This is a genomic window from Lacibacter sp. H375 (assembly GCF_037892425.1).
GTDB lineage: Bacteria > Bacteroidota > Bacteroidia > Chitinophagales > Chitinophagaceae > Lacibacter.
Genome location: NZ_JBBKTT010000001.1, coordinates 3254987 through 3274772, shown reverse-complemented (window position 1 = coordinate 3274772; position 19786 = coordinate 3254987). Strand labels below are relative to the sequence as shown.

General features: G+C 38.5%; 12 protein-coding genes. 7 read left to right on the top strand and 5 right to left on the bottom strand.

From position 1 onward, the window contains the following. Positions 1 to 190 precede the first annotated feature (190 nt). On the top strand, positions 191 to 3943 hold the full coding sequence (locus WG954_RS14220) for a DUF7619 domain-containing protein (protein ID WP_340437317.1): 3753 nt from the start codon (positions 191 to 193) through the stop codon (positions 3941 to 3943). Between the two features lie 102 nt (positions 3944 to 4045). Here the strand turns inward: WG954_RS14220 and WG954_RS14215 are convergent, their stop codons facing one another. Continuing rightward, positions 4046 to 5944, bottom strand: a complete 1899-nt coding sequence (locus WG954_RS14215; protein ID WP_340437316.1) for a hypothetical protein — start codon at positions 5942 to 5944, stop codon at positions 4046 to 4048. 121 nt (positions 5945 to 6065) lie between these two features. Between WG954_RS14215 and WG954_RS14210 the strand changes: the two genes are divergently transcribed. Beyond that, positions 6066 to 6890, top strand: a complete 825-nt coding sequence (locus WG954_RS14210; protein WP_340437314.1) for an ion transporter — start codon at positions 6066 to 6068, stop codon at positions 6888 to 6890. Between the two features lie 48 nt (positions 6891 to 6938). Beyond that, positions 6939 to 8174 (top strand): MFS transporter, encoded by a 1236-nt coding sequence (locus WG954_RS14205; RefSeq protein ID WP_340437313.1) that lies wholly within the window; start codon positions 6939 to 6941, stop codon positions 8172 to 8174. Between the two features lie 10 nt (positions 8175 to 8184). On the opposite strand, the gene WG954_RS14200 is transcribed toward WG954_RS14205, so the two are convergent. Both WG954_RS14200 and WG954_RS14195 read right to left on the bottom strand, forming a co-directional pair. Next, positions 8185 to 9120: a Brp/Blh family beta-carotene 15,15'-dioxygenase gene (locus tag WG954_RS14200; protein WP_340437311.1), complete on the bottom strand. Its 936-nt coding sequence runs from the start codon at positions 9118 to 9120 to the stop codon at positions 8185 to 8187. Positions 9121 to 9210: 90 nt separating this feature from the next. Continuing rightward, complete coding sequence (locus tag WG954_RS14195; RefSeq protein WP_340437309.1) at positions 9211 to 9951, bottom strand: bacteriorhodopsin-like; 741 nt, start codon at positions 9949 to 9951, stop codon at positions 9211 to 9213. Positions 9952 to 10388: 437 nt separating this feature from the next. Here WG954_RS14195 and WG954_RS14190 point away from each other — a divergent pair, with 437 nt between their 5' ends. Next, on the top strand, positions 10389 to 11954 hold the full coding sequence (locus WG954_RS14190; protein ID WP_340437308.1) for a M20/M25/M40 family metallo-hydrolase: 1566 nt from the start codon (positions 10389 to 10391) through the stop codon (positions 11952 to 11954). Between the two features lie 91 nt (positions 11955 to 12045). Here WG954_RS14190 and WG954_RS14185 read toward each other — a convergent pair whose 3' ends face one another. After that, complete coding sequence (locus WG954_RS14185) at positions 12046 to 14067, bottom strand: T9SS type A sorting domain-containing protein (RefSeq protein ID WP_340437306.1); 2022 nt, start codon at positions 14065 to 14067, stop codon at positions 12046 to 12048. A 419-nt stretch (positions 14068 to 14486) separates the two neighbouring features. Between WG954_RS14185 and WG954_RS14180 the strand changes: the two genes are divergently transcribed. Beyond that, a complete protein-coding gene (locus tag WG954_RS14180; protein ID WP_340437305.1) occupies positions 14487 to 14984 on the top strand; it encodes a deoxycytidylate deaminase in 498 nt (165 codons plus the stop codon). Positions 14985 to 14989: 5 nt separating this feature from the next. Here the strand turns inward: WG954_RS14180 and WG954_RS14175 are convergent, their stop codons facing one another. Continuing rightward, entirely contained in the window at positions 14990 to 17395 is a 2406-nt protein-coding gene (locus WG954_RS14175) for a TonB-dependent receptor domain-containing protein (RefSeq protein WP_340437304.1), read from the bottom strand. 437 nt (positions 17396 to 17832) lie between these two features. Between WG954_RS14175 and WG954_RS14170 the strand changes: the two genes are divergently transcribed. Both WG954_RS14170 and WG954_RS14165 read left to right on the top strand, forming a co-directional pair. Beyond that, complete coding sequence (locus tag WG954_RS14170) at positions 17833 to 18273, top strand: nucleoside 2-deoxyribosyltransferase (RefSeq protein ID WP_340437303.1); 441 nt, start codon at positions 17833 to 17835, stop codon at positions 18271 to 18273. Positions 18274 to 18388: 115 nt separating this feature from the next. After that, positions 18389 to 19786, top strand: coding sequence for a sensor histidine kinase (locus WG954_RS14165; protein WP_340437302.1), 1398 nt, complete (start codon positions 18389 to 18391; stop codon positions 19784 to 19786).

The window sequence follows — 19786 nt, the reverse complement described above, 5'->3', positions numbered from 1 at the left end:
ATATTTTTAATTAAAAGAGCCATCATTTATGATGGCTCTTTTAATTAATGAAAACTACAATTTTTGCTGCGTTGAAAGAGCCGACATTACTCACTGTAAATTAAAAATCTGAAACATTTCATTGAAATATGCTAGTTCCTTAATACATATATTAAAATCGATTGATTATTTTTACGCAAAGCAACCCTTAATGAGAAAAAACCTATTTGTTTTGCTGCTTCTCTTTTTTTGCTCTGTTCTCTCGGCTTATGCCCAATGGCAAAAAGTAAGCTCCTACCCTGTAAATAATGAACAATTTATCGAAGGTTATGCTTTCATAACTGCGGACGAAGGCTTCATGGCTGTAAATGATTATCTCGGTGATGATTTTATCGGTTATACCACAAATGGAGGAGCAACATATACAAAACGAAACATTGTAGTACCTGAGTTACCATTGGGTATGACTCTGGATGGTGTATACTTAAACTCAAGCAATACTTTGTTTGCTTTTGGTTCATATATATTACTACCGGTTATAGTTAAAAGTGTAGACAAAGGTTTAACATGGCAACTTGTTTATGCTGCACCTGCTAATACTACCCCTTTGCCCCAATATGTTGTAGACATGCAATTTGTTTCGGCATCAGTGGGTTTTGCTATTCATCAAAAACAATTACTCAAAACAACCAATGGAGGTAACACCTGGAATGCGGTAGGCACGAGTATAACAGGTATAATGAGGGAACTGTCTTTTGTTAGTGAAACGGAAGGCTATATTGCGGGCGAAAATGGTTTATATAAAGTATCAACTACATCTAGCACTATCACCTTGGTTAACTCCCTTGCAGGTTCAGAAGTTTATAATGTTTTTGCAACCGGTACTAATAAACTATATGTTTATACCAGCAACGGAATATACCAATCTTTAAATGGAAGCACTAGTTTCACAAAAAAAACTATACCGGAGGCGCCTCTGGATTTTTCTCTTTCACAATGGCATTTTTTTAATGACAGTACCGGTATTGCCCAAATGGGCAATGGTATATATAAAACAAACACCAGCGGACAAACATGGGATCGTATGATCGGTGTTCCTGACAATCCTTCAAGCAGTTATACTTTTCAGGCGCTATATTTTTATGATCAACAAACAGCTTACCAGTCTGTATCAGGTCCGGGAACATTCAGAACAACTAACCAGGGAGGTACTCCTTTGCCAGAATCTGTATTCCGGACAGACCTTTCACAACTAAGCACTCAAAATAAAGTATCACTCAATAATCTTTCATCAAAAGGATACACATATACATGGACAAAAAACGGTCAACTTCTAAGTAACGATTACAGCACTTCTTATATCAGCAACCGTCTTCAAAAAGATACAATCAGATTAATTGTAACAAATGCAAGCGGGAGCGACACTTCTGTTCAATTTGTGGAAACAAGAATGCCGAATTACACATGCATTTCAAGTGCAGTATTAATAAAAGACACAAGCACCGTTAAGTTAACTCCAAACGATACAGCGTTGGACTACCGTACCCACGAATGGCAAATGGGCAACGGTGTAACATTGTATGATGTAAAACCTGTCTATCAGTACCCACAAAAAGGAACTTACATTATTAGACATATCATTCGTGATCCTATTTCAGGATGTACCAGTCAAAGTTCTTTCCAGGTAATTATCAGCAAGCTAACAAATTGCGACGCTGCAGTTAATAACATTAACCCTGTGCTCCTTGATACATTTGCAAACAATACATTTACATTTTATAATCAGCAGAAAGACTTTGCGGGTGAAACAATGGAACGGTTTACATGGTTTTTTGGTGATGGCGATTCTGCTACATTCAGTTCTGTTCCTACACACGCCTATACTAATTCCGGCCAGTACAATATTAAGGTCGTGCTTCAATTTAATGGCGGCAAATGCTACAAAGAATTCTATGATACATTACAAGTACAACTTGCAGACTGCACTGGCAAAATAAGGATCAAAAGAAGTTATGGAAGTGAAAAGTATGATTTTGAAGGAAAGCCGCTCGACAAAGCAAATCAAAAAAAACATACTTGGATTTTAGACAACAAGGATATTATTTCAACAGGCTCTACTCCTTTTCTGCAACATAAATACTCGTCAGGTCTTGTTAACTATGCGGTACAATATTGCTACAGTACACCTCTCTATCAACTTCATAATCTCGATTCAGCAAACAGGTTAATCCGTCATATTGTGGTTGACACCATAACAGGCTGTAGAACGGAAGACAGTATCAACTTAACCTTAGATTTTGACGGCAATGCATTAGAACTCTGGCAGTCGAAAAATAACCCTTACGAAATCAACTATCTCACAAGGGGTAATATTAGATGCGTAACCCAGGAAGGTATACAATCAAGAGGAGGACCATTCTACTCAGGAGATTTATATGGCCAGTGGGGCTATCCGGTTCATGGCACCTATGCCATAAATGCAAGCTTTCAAACATCAACCGTTGTTGATATTTATAGAAGAACAATTAAAATTGACGGAGAATACAGATACTTTCAGCAAGGGCAAGGGAAGAATGAAATCATTGGGCATATATATATTGATGCAAACAAGAATGGCATTAAAGACCCCACTGAAAAACCTTATACTCAACTGGCAAAAATTACAGGAACAGTAAACAGCAAAAGTTCTATAGCTTACTCAGAAAAAGGAAGCTTTCGTTTAACTACCGACAGTGGACTTGTGAATATTCAATTGACTTTGGCAAAATCCCATTATACTGTAACTCCTTCCAACATCACCATTAACTTCACGAAAAAAATCGGAGTTTCGGATACCGTAAATATTGGATTGCAACCAATAACGAAAGTAAAGGACGGTATGGTTTCAATAGTACCTAACTCACCAGCCCGACCAGGGTTTCGGGCATATTACAGTATCCCGGTTAAAAACACAGGGAATGACACGATCTATAATGCTAAACTTAAACTTGTCAAAGATCCAAGAATTATCATTGACAGTTTAAAGCCGGCAGCCAGTTCAATTTCAAATGACAGCATTACCTGGAGCATTGGTACACTTCTTCCAAATCCTGATTCTGTATTTACAATTAAAATAAGTGGAACAGTTGCCGTTCCCCCCACCGTGAATGGTGGAGACACATTACGATATGGCATTCTTTTGAACGGATACACAGGCGAAATTGATGCAACTGATAATGAATACAAATACAACCAACTCGTAGTAAATGCTTATGACCCTAATGATAAACGTGATAACAGGGCGGGTATAATGCGAAAAACTGAAATTGATTCTACTGCATGGATCTATTACATGATCCGGTTCCAGAATACAGGAAATGCAGCAGCGTATAACGTAATACTGAGGGACACACTTGAATCTAAATTAAACTGGGGTAGTTTCGAGATGATTGAAAGTAGTCACTCGAACAAAGTAACAGTAGAAAACAACAATCAGGTATGTTGGTTATTTAAAAACATCATGTTGCCAGACAGCACACGGGACAAAGCCGGAAGTAATGGATATGTTTTATTCAGAATAAAAGCAAACGCAAATCTGCTGCCGGGAGATACGATTCGTAATAAAGCAAGTATTTATTTCGATTATAATTTGCCAATTGTTACGAATCAATCAAAAATCAGCATTCGCTCTGTTGATGTTGTTACAGGCATATCAGGTATACAGCTGCTGGAGGGCTCACTGAAGATTGCTCCAAATCCAGCAAAGAACATTGCACAACTGGTTATTAAAGCAAAGCTTAAAGGTCAGAGTTCAGTTATTTTAAGAAGTTGGGATGGAAAATTGATATGGGAGAAAACAATAGCATCGATTAATAATGAACAGATCATAATACCGATCAATTTGGAAAAATTATCTTCCGGAGTATATTTCGTAACCGTAATTAACCAAGGAAAAATTCTAACACAGCAATTTGTTCTTCAATAAACCAACGTCAGATGCATTTCGTTTGAAGAATAAAAAGAGAGAATTCATAACATAAAAGCCTTGCTGAAAACAGTAAGGCTTTTGCTTTTCTTCGATATTGAATCAACACAATAAAACATCTAATTCCATTTCTGTTTTCTGCAATGCAGCATCAAAAGCCTCTCTCCCACCTGCTGCTACATTGGTTAGGCTTCGGTAATACTGAATGCCTTCACGCAGGTTGTTGCAGAATGAAGCAATGTATTTTTTCTTTTTTGCATCTTGTTCATTTGCTTTACTATCTGCGAGTTGTTCCCGTAAATAATTCATGTATAAATTCAGCTCGGCAATAAACATGTGCGGCCTGCTTTTATTTTCTATAATATTTTCACGGCCGTAGATATGATCGGTCATGGTTTGCAATGAAACCACTTTGGAGAAATTTGCGATGTTCGGACCCGGACAAATTGTTACTGCTTCCAGTTTCTTTACAAACGGCTGCTGACAGTTAATGGCAGCAGAGTTGCTGAGACCAACGCATAAACATTCTTTATCCAAAACTTCCTGCACCTGCTTTTCGTATTCCTGTTTTGGAAGTTCGAGTGATTGCAGTTGTTCAAGTTTCAGTTTCTGGTATTTTTTAGATGCAGTGCAAATCGGTTCTTTGGTAAACTCTGTATTAAACGACAAATGTTTTTCCGTGCAAGGGCTGCCGGGATTTCCATTGCTGATCCTTGCTGCCTTTTCTTTCGCAGAACTTGTTCCTTTGAGATAATGAAAACGCACACCTAATGGCGAGTTGTTACTCAGCACCACATCTTTTTCTTTTGCTGCACATAAGAGTTGCATGGTTTCATCATCAACTGTGGTGGCTTCCGGCACTAATAAGAATGGTGTGCCCCAACCAGTGCTTTCAATACCGTATTGCGTGTGCAGAAATTCATCTTCTTCGTGTGTACCAATTCCACCCTGCACAGAATAAACAATTGCTGGTGCTGTATCAAAACTGCGGTTATTCGTTTTCTGCTGAGCAGCGTTAAATATTTCAAACAACGAATTGGTAAGCTCTTCTTTCTTCGATCTGAATTCTTCAAGAATTGGACCCAACAAATAACCTTCTGTTGCAAATGCATGTCCGCCGCAATTCAAACCTGATTCAATTCTGAACTCACTTACCCAAATACCTTTCTTCGCTAAATATTTTCCCTGTATCAATGCCGAGCGGTAATCACTCACTTTTACAACCACTTTCTTTGTAAACACACCTTCTTCATTTGCATCAAGTTCTTTGCAATGTTCAAGATAGTTGTACAAACGTGGATTCATACCTGCAGAAAAGATCACCGATGAATTGCTGAGATTACTTTTTACAAATCCACGCAATGCAGCTACAGCGTCCGATCCATCTTCTACCAATGTTCCTTCTTTAGTAAATGTTTCCCTGTCAACCTTGGTCATGATGTTTACATCAATTGTACCCGGAACGATCTGCGAACGCAGATAACTTTCTATCTTTTCTTTTTCAGGCTCATTACTCATCTTCATCATCTGCCTGTATAAATGCTTCAACGCACTATCTTCCGGCAGCATTTCAAAATACTTGATGATCTCCGATCCTTTTTCAAAAGCAGCTGCTTTCAATTTTTCCACCTGGTCATGTACAATTGTATTGACGAGGTTGAGATAATCGGCAATACGTTTGGCCCTGTAATCTTCTTCATGTATGGCGATGGGTTGATAAGGAAGATTGGCTGTTTGACAATAGTGGCTACGCATCATTTCGATCAAACGGTCTTCTACAATGGAAATAACTGATGAAATGCCAAAGCGTGCAACTTTAATAGGACTATCAACAGTATATGCTAATCCCATTACCGGAATATGAAACCTGTGCGGAGAAGAATAATTCATGAGTTGAGATAAACAGACAATAACCTGCCTGGTAATTTTTGGATAGTGATAAATAAAACAACGGTTCGATTTGACGAACTTTTTGCTGCCGCAAAAGTACCCTGTACTCATAGTAATAAGGTTGTGAAACAACTGACAGGAAACGTATAAACAGATGATCTTCGTCAGCTACCAACAAACCAAGCACAACAATTGCTGTATAGCATTTGCTTACTAATTAATAAATTACATAATGGCATTACTTTCTGATTCTGCACGTCAAAAATTGCATTCGGTCATTTTCGAAAGCCATACCAGGGCCGGCAAAGCCTTTGATGTGACGTTGCTGGTTGCGATTGTTGTAAGTATTTTGATTGTGATGCTCGACAGTATAGCCTCTTTACATCTAAAGTATGGCCGCATCTTTATCATACTTGAGTGGTTTTTCACCATCCTGTTTACATTGGAATACCTGCTACGGTTACTTACTCTGGAAAAACCGTTGAAATATGCGTTGAGCTTTATTGGCCTGATCGATATACTGGCTATTCTTCCTTCTTTTTTAAGTTTGGTTGTGGCGGGTACCCAATCGCTCATGGTATTAAGAGCTTTAAGACTGCTTCGCATCTTCCGTATTTTCAAACTCACACATTTCCTTGGCGAGATGCGATTCCTTCGTTATGCTATCCGTGCAAGTATGAATAAGATCACCATTTTTATGCTGGTGGTATTTACAGTTGTGATTATTCTTGGCTCCATGATGTACCTCATTGAAAATGGACAGAATGGATTCAACAGCATTCCTGACAGCATATACTGGGCCATTGTTACCATTACCACCGTTGGCTATGGTGATATTTCACCCGTTACACCTTTAGGCAAACTCTTCGCCAGTGTGATCATGTTTATTGGCTACGCAATTATTGCCGTGCCTACCGGAATCGTTACTTCTGAAATGACAGCCGCTATGCGACGCAAAAAAGAACAACATGAAACCTGCCCCGCCTGCGGACGTGAGGGACATGATGTAGACGCTAATTATTGCAAACATTGCGGACACGAACTTACCGGCGAGTAAATCAATTTATTCAGAATAATTTTATCTTCCGTTCCTAATCACGTTTGCATGCAACCAAAACAATACGGCATTTTCTCCTTACCTGTTATCGTTGGAGCTTTAGGATTCTTTGTTGACATTTACGATCTGCTGCTGTTCAATATCACACGCCGTTCCAGTCTTACTGATCTTGGCGTTCCTGAAAACGAATTAAAAAACATTGGTGAAAATTTATTGAGCTGGCAGATGCTGGGCTTAACCATCGGCGGTATTCTTTGGGGAATTCTGGGCGATAAGAAAGGAAGGAAAAGTGTGCTCTTCAGTTCCATCTTATTGTATTCACTCGCAACTGTTGCTAATGGATTTGTGACAGATGTTGAGCAATACAGATGGATTCGTTTTATTGCAGCATTAGGACTTGCAGGTGAGTTAGGAGCAAGTATCACCTTAACAAGCGAGTTATTGCCAAAAGAAAAAAGAGGGATTGGAGCCACTATTATTGCAACCAGTGGTGTGTTTGGCACCATCACGGCTTATTTCATTCATTACCTCAGCGATGAAAACTGGCGGCTCTGTTATTTTATTGGTGGTGGTATGGGGCTTGCACTTTTGTTCCTGCGTGTTGGGTTTCTTGAAAGCCACATGTTTAACGCTGTCAAAAAAGACAACACTCCAAGAGGTAAATTTTTCATGCTATTAAACAACAGAGAACGCTTTATGCGTTACCTGCGTGCCATCACCATTGGTTTGCCTGTGTGGTATATCATTGGTATCATCATCAGTTTTTCTGATGAGTTTGCAAAGCAGTTTGGTATTGCAGGTTTTGATCAGCCAAAAGCATTGATGTTACAGTATGTAGCATTGGTGTTTGGGGATATGAGTGCCGGCTTGTTAAGCAACTATTTAAAAAGCCGTAAGAAAACATTGTACATCTTCTATGGCATTACTGCTTTCTTTATTCTGCTGTTCTTTGTGTTCAGAGGAGGCGGCAGTGCATTTAACATGTATCTCATTTGTATGGGGCTTGGTTTTGGTTCAGGTATTTCGGTGTTATACATCACCATGAGTGCTGAACAATTTGGCACCAACTTACGGTCAACAGTAGCTGTATCAGTTCCTAACCTTGTACGAGGTTTTCTGCCATTGATGTTATTATTGTTCCAATTTCTGCGAAGCAAAACTGTGTTCAATAACTATATAACAGGTGCCTGGGTTACAGGCATCATCATTCTTGCAATCGGTATCTACTCCGTTATAAAAACAAAAGAAACCTTTGCAAAAGATTTGGATTTTGTGGAATTGTAACAGCAAACTGTTACAACCCATGCTGCTTATCAAGTCGTAAACGGTTGTACATATCATGCATGATCTGCATATGCGGCGCTGTAAGCACTGCAAGACCAAGAAATACATACACCAGAATAGTATTGGTATTCACAAACATAAATCCACCAAAACCCACCATACTTACTCCGGCCATTGCAAGACCACTATAAAATACAATCTGCTTCAAAATTACACCCGGTGCATATACATTGTTACGCCTGAGATAAATAACTATGTTGGTAAGTGATAAAACCGAATGCCACACAATGAAATAAAACGTAAACCCAATCAGCATAGGCAGATGAAACAGCAACAATAACAAAACAGCCAGCTGCAAAAGGAAATAGCCGGAATCAGTTTGATCATTAGGCGTACTGGAGAAATAAAAAAAGGTACTAGCAAAAAAGAACACAGTACAAATTGATAAAAGCAGATACTTTTTACTGTCAATAAAACTAATCAGATTTTCATTTTCACGGCCCGATTCAAAAAATGCAAACAGCGGTTTCAGCTCGTGAAAATGCTGTAACAAAATAACACCGAGTATGAGCAGGCCATAGCTGAATACAAATAATTTTCCTGCAATAGTATTTGTTTTGAAACGATGCAAATCGGTTTCGCCAAAATGATAAGCCGCAAAGGCAATAAAAAGAAAATTTCCTACCACTGGAAAAAACCATAAAATGGCAGCAAACATTCCTAAACGCCCGATATAGGTAAACAGGAAAGAAAATTTAGAAAAATTCCTTTTTGCATGATCGGCTGTTTGGTTGGCAACTAATAAGTCTGCAGCTCCATGAGGAACACCAAGCAAAACAATTCCCACTAAAAAAATAACAAACTGCGTTTGTGTTGAAAGTGGCGAAATATAAGCATGAAAGATCAGCAACAACAGCCCGACCAACAGTAACAGAATCCTTATCATAAATTTCCGTTTAGTAGAAATAAAACAATCACTGTCACGAATTAAAAAGAAACGGGAGTAAAGAATCACACTACTCCCGTTTTGAATTCATCAAGCCTGTGCGCTTGAAGATTTATCACTCTGTGCGAGTGCATATATAACTAACCCAAATCCGATTTTGTTGATGGCATCACCAATGTTATAAACAACATCAAGTGACAATCCCTCTAACACTCTCACACCAAACAAACCGCCTTCTGTTCCCGCAATATATCCAATCGGATAAATTGCCCAGCCTACCAATACAAACCAGGCAAGCGTTTTATTTGCTTTTGCAACCGCCGCACCTGAATTGTTTGCAAGCTTTGCAACATCGCCAAACCAAATAAGATAAACAATGTAGAAATAAGCAAGACCGCTTACAAAGCCCCATATCCAGCTTTGTTTTTCAGTAGGATAAATGGCTTCTCCAATGTAACCAGTAACGAGCATAAACACAGAAGCAGCGATCAATTTCCATAACAAACTCATTTTTGCACCTGCCTTCTTTGTAATGAGATAAAACTCAACACACATCAAAGGAACGGTTAACAGCCAGTCAACATAACGGAAGAATGTTGGTGATTGACCCGTAGCAAGATTGTAATCCCGCATGTAGTAATAATGTACTGCAGCGATAAACGTAATAAGACCGGATACCAGAATGGATGTTCTCCATTTCTTATCGGTATTCCACATTTCGAAAAAGAAAAAAACAGAGGCCGCAAGCATTGCCATACATCCGATAAAGAAAGTAAAGGCAACATAATTGTCGTTCGAGATCGGTAAGATCTCAAGGAGTGTGTAATACATCTTTTATATGGTTTTATGGTTTAAAAAAAGACTCAGTTGTGAAAAATGGAATCACTTTTTGTTTAAGAAATCAAAACGATTGATTAAACATTGATTTCATTTCAATTGTTCACAATTCAATACCCAAGTGGGGTAAAGCAGAAAATTAACTGAAGAAAAAAATGAGCGCAAATTTTACTTATGTGAACTTTAATCCTCTTTTATTTGCTTTGTAATTAAACAGATTTCAATTGCTGTGATAGTTTATTATCAAAAAAAACAGCATCACCCTCAACAAATATTTTTTTTGATTTTTCTAAAAAAAGTTTCAATCGCACTCCGCTAATCAGTGGTTTATGCCGTTTCATGAATTAAAACAACACATGTCACTCATCTTTCTTAAGTTGCTAACTAAACGGTCCTCTTCAAAAGATATCTTTAACCTTAAACCAAATAACATGAGAAAATTCTTGCTTTTCACAGGCTTGCTCTTCAGCGCCTTTTCTGTATTTGCCCAGGAAGAAAAAACAGATCTTGACATCATCAACAAGATCATTAAAGAAGGCACTACCAATTCGCAGATCATGGATATTGCTTTTCATCTTACCGATGTAAGCGGTCCACGTTTGACCAATTCACCCGGTTATTTCCGTGCAGCAAATTATGCTGTGAACCAATTGAAAAAATGGGGTGCTGATAAAGCAGGTTTAGAAGCATGGGGCGATTTTGGCCAGGGCTGGCAACTGAAGAAAAGTTACATCGCTATGACTGCTCCTTACTACAAACCCATTATGGCTTATCCAAAAACATGGACACAAAGCACAAAAGGTTTGGTGAAAGCAGATGTTGTGGTTATCAATGTAAAAGATTCAACTGAATTGGTTCAATACAAGGGAAAACTAGCAGACAAAGTTGTGTTGGTCAATCGTATTGATGAATACAAGCACAGTTTTAAGCCTGATGCAAATCGTTATACAGATGACGAATTAAAAAAAATGGCTGATTATAAACCTAATCCGCAGCCACAGGGTCCCGGTGGCAATCAGCAAGCATTTGCACGCTTTGGTGCTGCACAACGTTTGAACACACTCATTAAACAACTCATTACTGAAGAAGGTGCTGCTGCTTATTTAACCAGCAGCCCTGCATCACACGATGGAACTATTTTTGTACAAGGCCCTGCTGGCAATCGTGTTGATTTTACCAATGGTAAACCTTCTATTTTGGAAATAGCTGTTTCGTTTGAAGACATGAAAACCATCAACCGTTTGGTGAATATGGGTACAACCGTTTCACTTGATCTCGATGTACAATCAGAGTTTACAGGAAACGATGTGAAAGGTTACAATGTAATTGGTGAAATAAAAGGTACTGATCCTAAACTGAAAGATGAAGTGGTGATGTTGGGTGCCCATCTCGACAGCTGGCAAGGTTCAACCGGTGCAACAGACAACGCATCTGGCTGTGCTGTTATGCTTGAAGTAATGCGCATTATGAAAACATTGAACCTGCAACCAAAACGCACAATCCGTATTGCATTATGGAGTGGTGAAGAACAGGGTTTACTTGGTTCACGTGGCTGGATAAAAAACAATGTTGGTGATCGTGTAACCAAAGAAGTAAAACCCGAGCAAGGAAAAATTTCTGCTTACTACAATATTGATAATGGAACAGGAAAGATAAGAGGTGTTTATTTAGAAGGTAACGCTGCAGTGCAACCGATTTTTGCAAAATGGCTTGAACCATTTCATAGTGCAGGTGCTTCTACCCTCACCTTACAAAATACTGGTGGCACCGATCATATTTCATTTAATGAAATAGGTATTCCTGGTTTCCAGTTTATCCAGGATGAAATTGAGTATGACACACGAACGCATCATACAACAATGGATAGTTACGATCACCTTGTGGCTGATGATCTGAAACAAATGGCAACCATTGTTGCTACGTTTGTTTACAACACAGCACAACGTGCAGAGAAATTACCAAGAAAAGAAATGCCAAAACCGGCACCGGCCAGATAAACCCAACTCTTTTTAAATAAATGAAGCCTTGTTTTTACAAGGCTTCATTTATTTAACCAATAAACAAACTATCAATTAACAAGAGAAAGTGTTAGAGTTTAACAAACTTGTGCAACTTCGCTTCGCTTCCATCCTGTTGCTGCACTTTTAAATAATAAGTACCGGATTTAAGTAAACTGATATTCAACCGAACATTATTACCTGAAAACGTTGCCTGCTGCAATACTGCGCCGGAAATATCATAGATACCAACCTGTGCATTTTTTGCTGTTGCTCCAGTATAATAATTCAACTCATTTTGAGCCGGGTTAGGATAAAAACTTACTTCATTATCCAGGTGTTTTGTCTTTACAAGAATTGATGAAGAGTAAGCGCCTGAATTATCTTTCTTAACAATTCTAATCCGGTAATTGTACCCGGTAGCAGGAGCAGAAAGAAGATCATCAATAGAATAAACAGTTTTGCCTGCTTCTGCATTAACCTCAGCAACTGTTGCATAAGTACTATTGTTAATGGTTCTCTCCACCACAAACTTATTGCTTAAAGAAAGTAATTCATCTTCAACTCTCCAGCTAACTATTGCTTTATTTGCTTTCACTGTTCCGTTGATCTCAATTTTACTGCTTGGCAAGATAGAACAGCTTCCGGATGTATAAACGATCTGTATTGTGTCTATTGCATACACTTCGCATCCACTGAATAAGCGTTGGGCAACATAATAAATACCGGGACCATTGATATCAATTGTTGTACCTGCTGCTGGATTTGTTGCAATACTACCATTGGGTGTGCTCCATTCGTAGAGAGATGTACTAACAGGATTGTTTACAAACAATGTACTGACAGGGTTATTAGGACACAATGCCGGAAAATTAGAAGATGCAGCAACGGTTGAAGCAGCAGGTAATGCGCCAAAATCGTAAGGGCCCATAAAATCCTGCAGGTTTGATGTAAACGATGCAGATGAACGTGATTTAAAGAAAACAGAATTGAATAAAGGCGAACATTGACCCATACCCAAGGCTGTGTACAATGAAGGATCTAATCCGATTCGGGTTAAATTAATTCCAGTTTCTACTAATTGAAGTTGATTGAAATTTTGCGACCAGATTCGCTGTGTATTTGTTGCATTAAACGTTGTAGCACCCCATGGCGTAGCATAAGTAGTATCGATAAGTTCTACGCCACTGTAGTTTGAAGTTCCTGCACCAAAGGCAGTAGTATTTGCGTTTGATACAATCTGCGCATAGCCATAGCTACCACCGGATGGCATATCGAAATTAGAATTGAAATTGAAAAAAGCAGGGTTTACTGTGCTGTGCGTTGTTGCAGAAACCCATATCCTGATATCGAGTACAGGAGCAGAACCTGGGCTGAATGTTGCTGAAATGATAAGGTCACCTGTCTGAATTATTTGACCGCTGGCATTAAATTTCCATTCTGAATGTCCACCTTCTGTACCACCAGTACTGAATAAACCAGTTGTACTGTTATAAACACATGATTTTTTGAAAAGCTCAATATCATAATAACGTGTGCCTAACACACCAAGAGTGCTTATTGCAAAGTTCATCCATAAAGAATCACTTGGGGAACTTCCATCTCTGCGCAAATGGGCAAAGCCATCAATCAGATCATTTTTACCCGGGATAGTTTGTGTACCTACATTCCAGTTCGTATTTGGGTTACCGGCGTTTTTAGCGGCATTGCCAAACGTAGTACTGTCATAAGACATGTTCAATGAATCGATGTTGCTGCCTATATAGTCTCTTACATACAAACCATCAACCCATATTCTGCCGTTAACAACAGTGTTATTCACTACATTCATTCTGCGGCTGAATGAAATATTATTACCCGCCATCAAACGTGTTCTGAAAGCTGATGCCCCGGTGGTATCTATTACACCTTTCCCGGTTCCAGAGTAGGAAGCTGGCAGAAACCAATCGTCGTTATTGTAGGCAAGAAGTGTTGTGGTACCAAATTTTGCGTAACCGACTTTTGTATCGGCATCTATTGTAAAATTGGCGAGTGTTCCACCATTTGATAATTGTGCATTACCAACCGTGCTGTTAATTGCAAGCAGAATAATTACGGATAAAAAATGTTTCATAAGTACAGATTAGAATTACTGAATTCTTACGTGTTGATACGATGAACAGATAGTTGATATACGGTTTTTAACTACGTAATCAGCAACCTTTCGGTTTGTTCATTTTAATCGAATCCCGTAAATACTTATGAAACTGAATAAGGGTAAATGCCAAGGTATTATTCATTTTCATTGGGATTGGATAGATATAAACACTTACTAATTCGATGTAAAACTAGTAAAATTCGTCAGGAGCTAAATAGACAAAATACTTGGTAAAAGTACGATTGGGGTATAAGTGATTGTTTCACTTGGGATTATTCGAATTATTAATTAATAATTTTTGAAACTGTAAGGCAAAGAAGTTTTCGTCTGCGTTAAAACCACGTTTCACATTACCTTCGCCGCCTTAAATCTCACTAAAGCATTCTATTTAAAAAATGAGCAAACGAACTAACTACATTTCCTGGGATGAATATTTTATGGGCGTGGCCTTACTTTCTGCAAAACGAAGTAAAGATCCCGCAACACAGGTGGGTGCTTGTATTGTGAATACAAAAAACAAGATCGTTGGAGCGGGTTATAATGGTTTGCCTGCTGGTTGCGATGACAATGAATTTCCATGGGATAAGCAAGGCGATTTTCTGCAAACAAAATATCCATATGTGTGCCATGCAGAACTGAATGCCATCCTTAATAACATTGGCATGGATCTGCACGGCTGCAGAATTTATACTGCATTGTTTCCTTGTAATGAATGTGCGAAAGCAATTATTCAATCAGGTATTACAGAAGTAATATATCTGTCTGATAAATATAATGGCAGCGATACTTCATTGGCATCAAGGCGCATGCTTGATACGGCAGGTGTACAGTACCGTAAAGTTGAAGCTAATATCTCTAAAATTGAACTGTCGTTTGCAGAGAAGGACGTATAAATTATTTATCCTTCAATATTTCCATTATCATTGTCATCGTTATCCCGTTGTATCTTTTGTTGGTTGATGCGGAAGTTAAGCGTCAATGTCATTTGCCGTGGCCGCCATAAAAAATCAGAGTTGGAATAGTAGCCGGGAATATCTACAACTGTTCTTCTTCGTCGGCTGTTCATCAAATCACGCACATTGAATGTAAGTGTACCCTTACCTTTAAAAATGTCTTTTACTAATCCCAGATCAATTGAATAGATGGCCAACGTTTTACCCTGCGTTGTTATGCGTGGCGATTGATAATTTACGGATGCCTGGAAATCGAGGTCTTTAAAAAATGTCATGCGTGACGTTGTGCGGTTGGTCCACGATATAGTTTCACTATTCAATTCCTTATCCTCATATCTTCCATTTGCAACTGCACGAAAGAAATTTATTGTGCTGTTGATCTTCCACCACGATGCTGCTGTAACAGCAAACGTTATTTCAGCACCTAACTCCTTTTGTGTTGACAGATTAATTGGTATGATATTGCTGATACCAGTAACCGTATCAATAGTACGTATGCGCTCTACCACGCCTGTTTTGTAACGGTAGTAAACACCCGAAAGCAAAGAACCTTTTTCCCATTCAAGCAAATGACCAGCTTCCATTGAATGTGTGAATTCTGGATTGAGGTTAGGGTTACCAACGAAGTAAACACGTGGATCAGAAAAATCAGCAAACGGCGTAAGGTTACGAAAATCAGGTCGGTTGATCCGGTAACTATAACTCAATTGCAAGGTATTTTTTTCATCAAGTGCATAAGATAAACTTGCTGAAGGAAAAAGATTTACATACCGCCGTTCATTGATCTCATTTGTTTTTACTAACCCTGTACGCATGGCTGTTAATTCTCCACGCAAACCAAATTGATAGGACAAGTTTTTTACTTTATTACCAAGTAGCCCATACACTGCATACACTTGCTCAATAAATTCCATATTATTATCAAAAGCTGGCAGTGTAATCCAATTGCCATTGGCAGTCTGTTCTTCAACTAAAAATTCATTCGTAATTCTCCGGATAGTTCCTTTCAAGCCTGTCTCAAACTTTCCGTCTTTACCAAATGCATGACTGTAATCTGTTTGCAATAGGAGATTGTCTTCGTATGCAGGATTACCCGATCTCTGCGACAATGGTTTTGTACCATCAGAAAATATTTGAAGATAGTCTGAGCTTTCTTTTTCACCACTGTTTGTCCATTTAAAATCAGTGGTCCATTCTCGCTCCTTATCTCCTCGAAATTTCTTTGTTAGATTAAATGACAACTCTGTATCACGTTCGGTAGCTGTTTCGGCATCTGTTCGTTCACTGTTGCCCGTTAACGACCCTACGCTGTTAAAATCTTCGTATAATAATTTATTGAGATTATTTTCTCTGCCACCATCTATTAAAAAAGAACCCGTGAAAGTTGTGTTTGACGAAATGTAATAATCAATACCCGCCATAAAGTTAACAGAGAAATCACGTCTTGTTCGGTTCTGCGTTTGATTATAAATAAAACTTGTATCTACACTGCTGAACTGTTGTGTGGAAGAACCATTGCCCGGATTTTGTCGATAATTACTTCCAAAGCTTGAGAATAGATTCATCTTCTGCGTGCGGTAGTTGATGCTGTATGCTCCACTGAAATTTGAAGGATAGCCAATGGTTCCTGTGAAATTTCCATTGAAGCCTCTAGTTTTATTTTTCTTGAGTATGATATTGATGATGCCTGTTTCACCCGCCGCATCATAACGTGAAGACGGGTTGGTGATCACTTCTATCCGTTCGATCATTGCTCCCTGCAGGTTACGCAGTGCATCGGTACTACGCAATCCTGTTAATGCAGATGGTTTCCCATCGATCAGAATACGCACACCTTCGCTGCCTCTTAAACTTACGTTGCCGTCTGGGTCCACCGTTACTGAAGGGATATTCGCCAATATCTCAGATGCATTTGCCCCGATATTACTTACATCCTGGCTTACATTATAGATGCGTTTATCCAGTTTCAGTTCCATCATCTTTTTATCGGACGTAACTACGATCTCCGACATTTGTTTTACAGTTTCCTGCAATACAATTGTTCCAAGATTTACATTTTTATCAACCACAACATTGCTTGGTTTCTTTTCCTGGTAGGAAAGAAATGTTACTGCTAAATAATAAGAGCCAGGATTAACACTTACACTAAATCTTCCTTTTTCATCTGTTGCAGTTGCAGTAAGAAGAACTGAATCAGCTGTTTTATAAACACTCACCGTTGCAAGCGCAATAGCTTTCCCTTTTTCATCTTTCACTATTCCACTTATAGAAAATTGTTGAGCTGTGTTTACCTGTGCATTGACAATGCAGGTGATTAATAGAAATAAACATAAGAACAATCGTAATTTCATTATAGCTGTTTATCAATTAATGTGGCCACAGACAAAAAAAGAATACGTAAGTTAAACAAAAAGAAAAGCTTATGCTTACTTACTATACATCTGAAACACCCGCTCTCAAACAATATTATTTGCAGAAAGTTCAGCGAAGTGAAAATTCAGAAAACATTATTTTCCTTTAACACCACATATATTAAACCAAATTGCCAATGTTATTACAGATCATTGAAATTGATTTCAGCATCTTTTGCTAATCAAAAAAGGTTGCAATGCTTACTATTTTCGTTAAAAATGTGACCTGACCTAACAGGTGAGACGTTAATTTCAGGGCGTTTCAGGCTAAACAACTATCATTTTCTGGTTTTCCCCAGCCATGTGACTAACTTTTTTCAATCACCAGCTTGGCCAGAAATCAAAATCATCATCCACAATCCGTATTTTGCACATGTATGAAAGCCTATATCTCCATCAGCTACCAACGTCGCAGGAGTCTTAACACCGCCATTACTGCTATTATGAGTGTTCTTGAAGAACACCAGGTAGAATCATTTGTTTTTGTTGATCATTACAAATTTGAAGAAACGCACGAAGAAGAAATGATGCGTTCGGCACTTGCTGAATTAGAGCAGTGTGATTTATTGATAGCAGAAACATCGCACAAAGGTATCGGCATCGGTATTGAAGCGGGTTATGCAAAAGCGAAGAACAAACCTGTAGTTTATCTCCGGCATAAAGAAGCAGAACATTCTACTACGCTTTCAGGTGCAAGTGATCACCGGGTGATCTACAAAAACACAGACGACCTGCAGCAACAACTTGTATTAATCATTAAAGAAATTATTGCCTCTGCAGAACCTGTAGTAGTTTCTTCAACGTCGCAAATTTCCTGATGCTTTAAGTGATTTCCACTACAGTCATATAAGTAATAAGTGTTCTCTTAAAAACAGCCCTCTCTATTGTGCATGGCAACTATTACACTTATCTTAGGGTTTGCCAAAAGCATCCATGAAAAAGCAAAAATCACTACTGTTACTCTTCATCTTTTTCGTTTCACTCCTGCTGATCGTTACGAATTACTATACCATAAAAGTACTTTCGGCAGCAAGAGCATACATCAATGGTGAATCTGAATACTCAAAGGGACAGAAAGATGCGTCCCTATACCTCGTTACTTATGTTGAATCAAAAAACATTGCATATTGGTATGCGGTCAATAAATCGATTGAAGTACCAAAAGGCGATAATATAGCAAGAAACGCCTTGCTCTCTCAAAAGCCTGTTGAACTTGCCAGGAAAGGTTTTATTATGGGGAAAAACCATGCAGAGGATATCCCTGATATGATCTGGCTCTTTAAAAATTTTCATAAAGCACCGTTTATGAAAAAAGCGATCAACATCTGGGCGTCAGCTGAGCCGCTTATCAACAAATTTGATACTATTGGCAAGCAAATTCATTCACAAATTGAAACTGGTACTTTATCTGCAGAACAAAAAGTAAAATTTACAACGGAGATCAACTTTCTTTCTTCGCAACTTTCAGAAAAAGAAAGTGCCTTTTCAAACGCATTGGGTGAAACGGCCAGAGATGTAAAAGGATATCTCCTGTTGGTCAATATATTTTTGATCCTTCTTTTATTAAGCGCTATTGCTATATATGCGGTAAAAACGATCAACAATCTGATCTTGATCGAAAAAGAGTTAATTCTTAAGAATAAAGAACTGAATGATACTAACAAACAACTTGAACAGTTTACCTATGCTGCCTCACACGATCTGCAGGAGCCGCTGAGAATGGTATCATCTTACATGGGTTTATTACAAAAAAAATATGATGGCCAGTTGGATGAAAAAGCACAAACTTATGTCCACTTCGCAGTTGATGGAGCAAAAAGAATGAAGACATTGATCAACGATTTGCTCGATTATTCTAAAACAAGTATCACCGCCGTTGACTACCATGAAGTGAATGTGGCCGATGTGGTTAACGAGATCACTAAAACCTTTCCGGAAGAGTTGAACGAACCAGGTGCCGGAATTTTTTATTCTGAATTGCCGGTAATAAAAGCAAACAGGTTGCAGATGTCGCAATTATTTCAAAACCTGATCGGCAATGCTATCAAGTACAGAAGCGAAGCACCCCCACAAATAAATATAACAGCCACTAAAAATGCTACACACTGGATATTCGCAATTAAGGATAATGGGCTGGGGATAGATCCGCAATTTTTTGAAAGGATCTTTGTGATCTTTCAGCGCCTGCATTCAAATTCAACACACAAAGGAACCGGGATTGGATTAGCACTCTGCAAAAAAATAGCTGAACGACATGGTGGAGATATCTGGCTAGAGTCGGAAGAAGGAAAAGGCAGCACGTTCTTTTTCAGTATTTCAAAAAATCTCTGA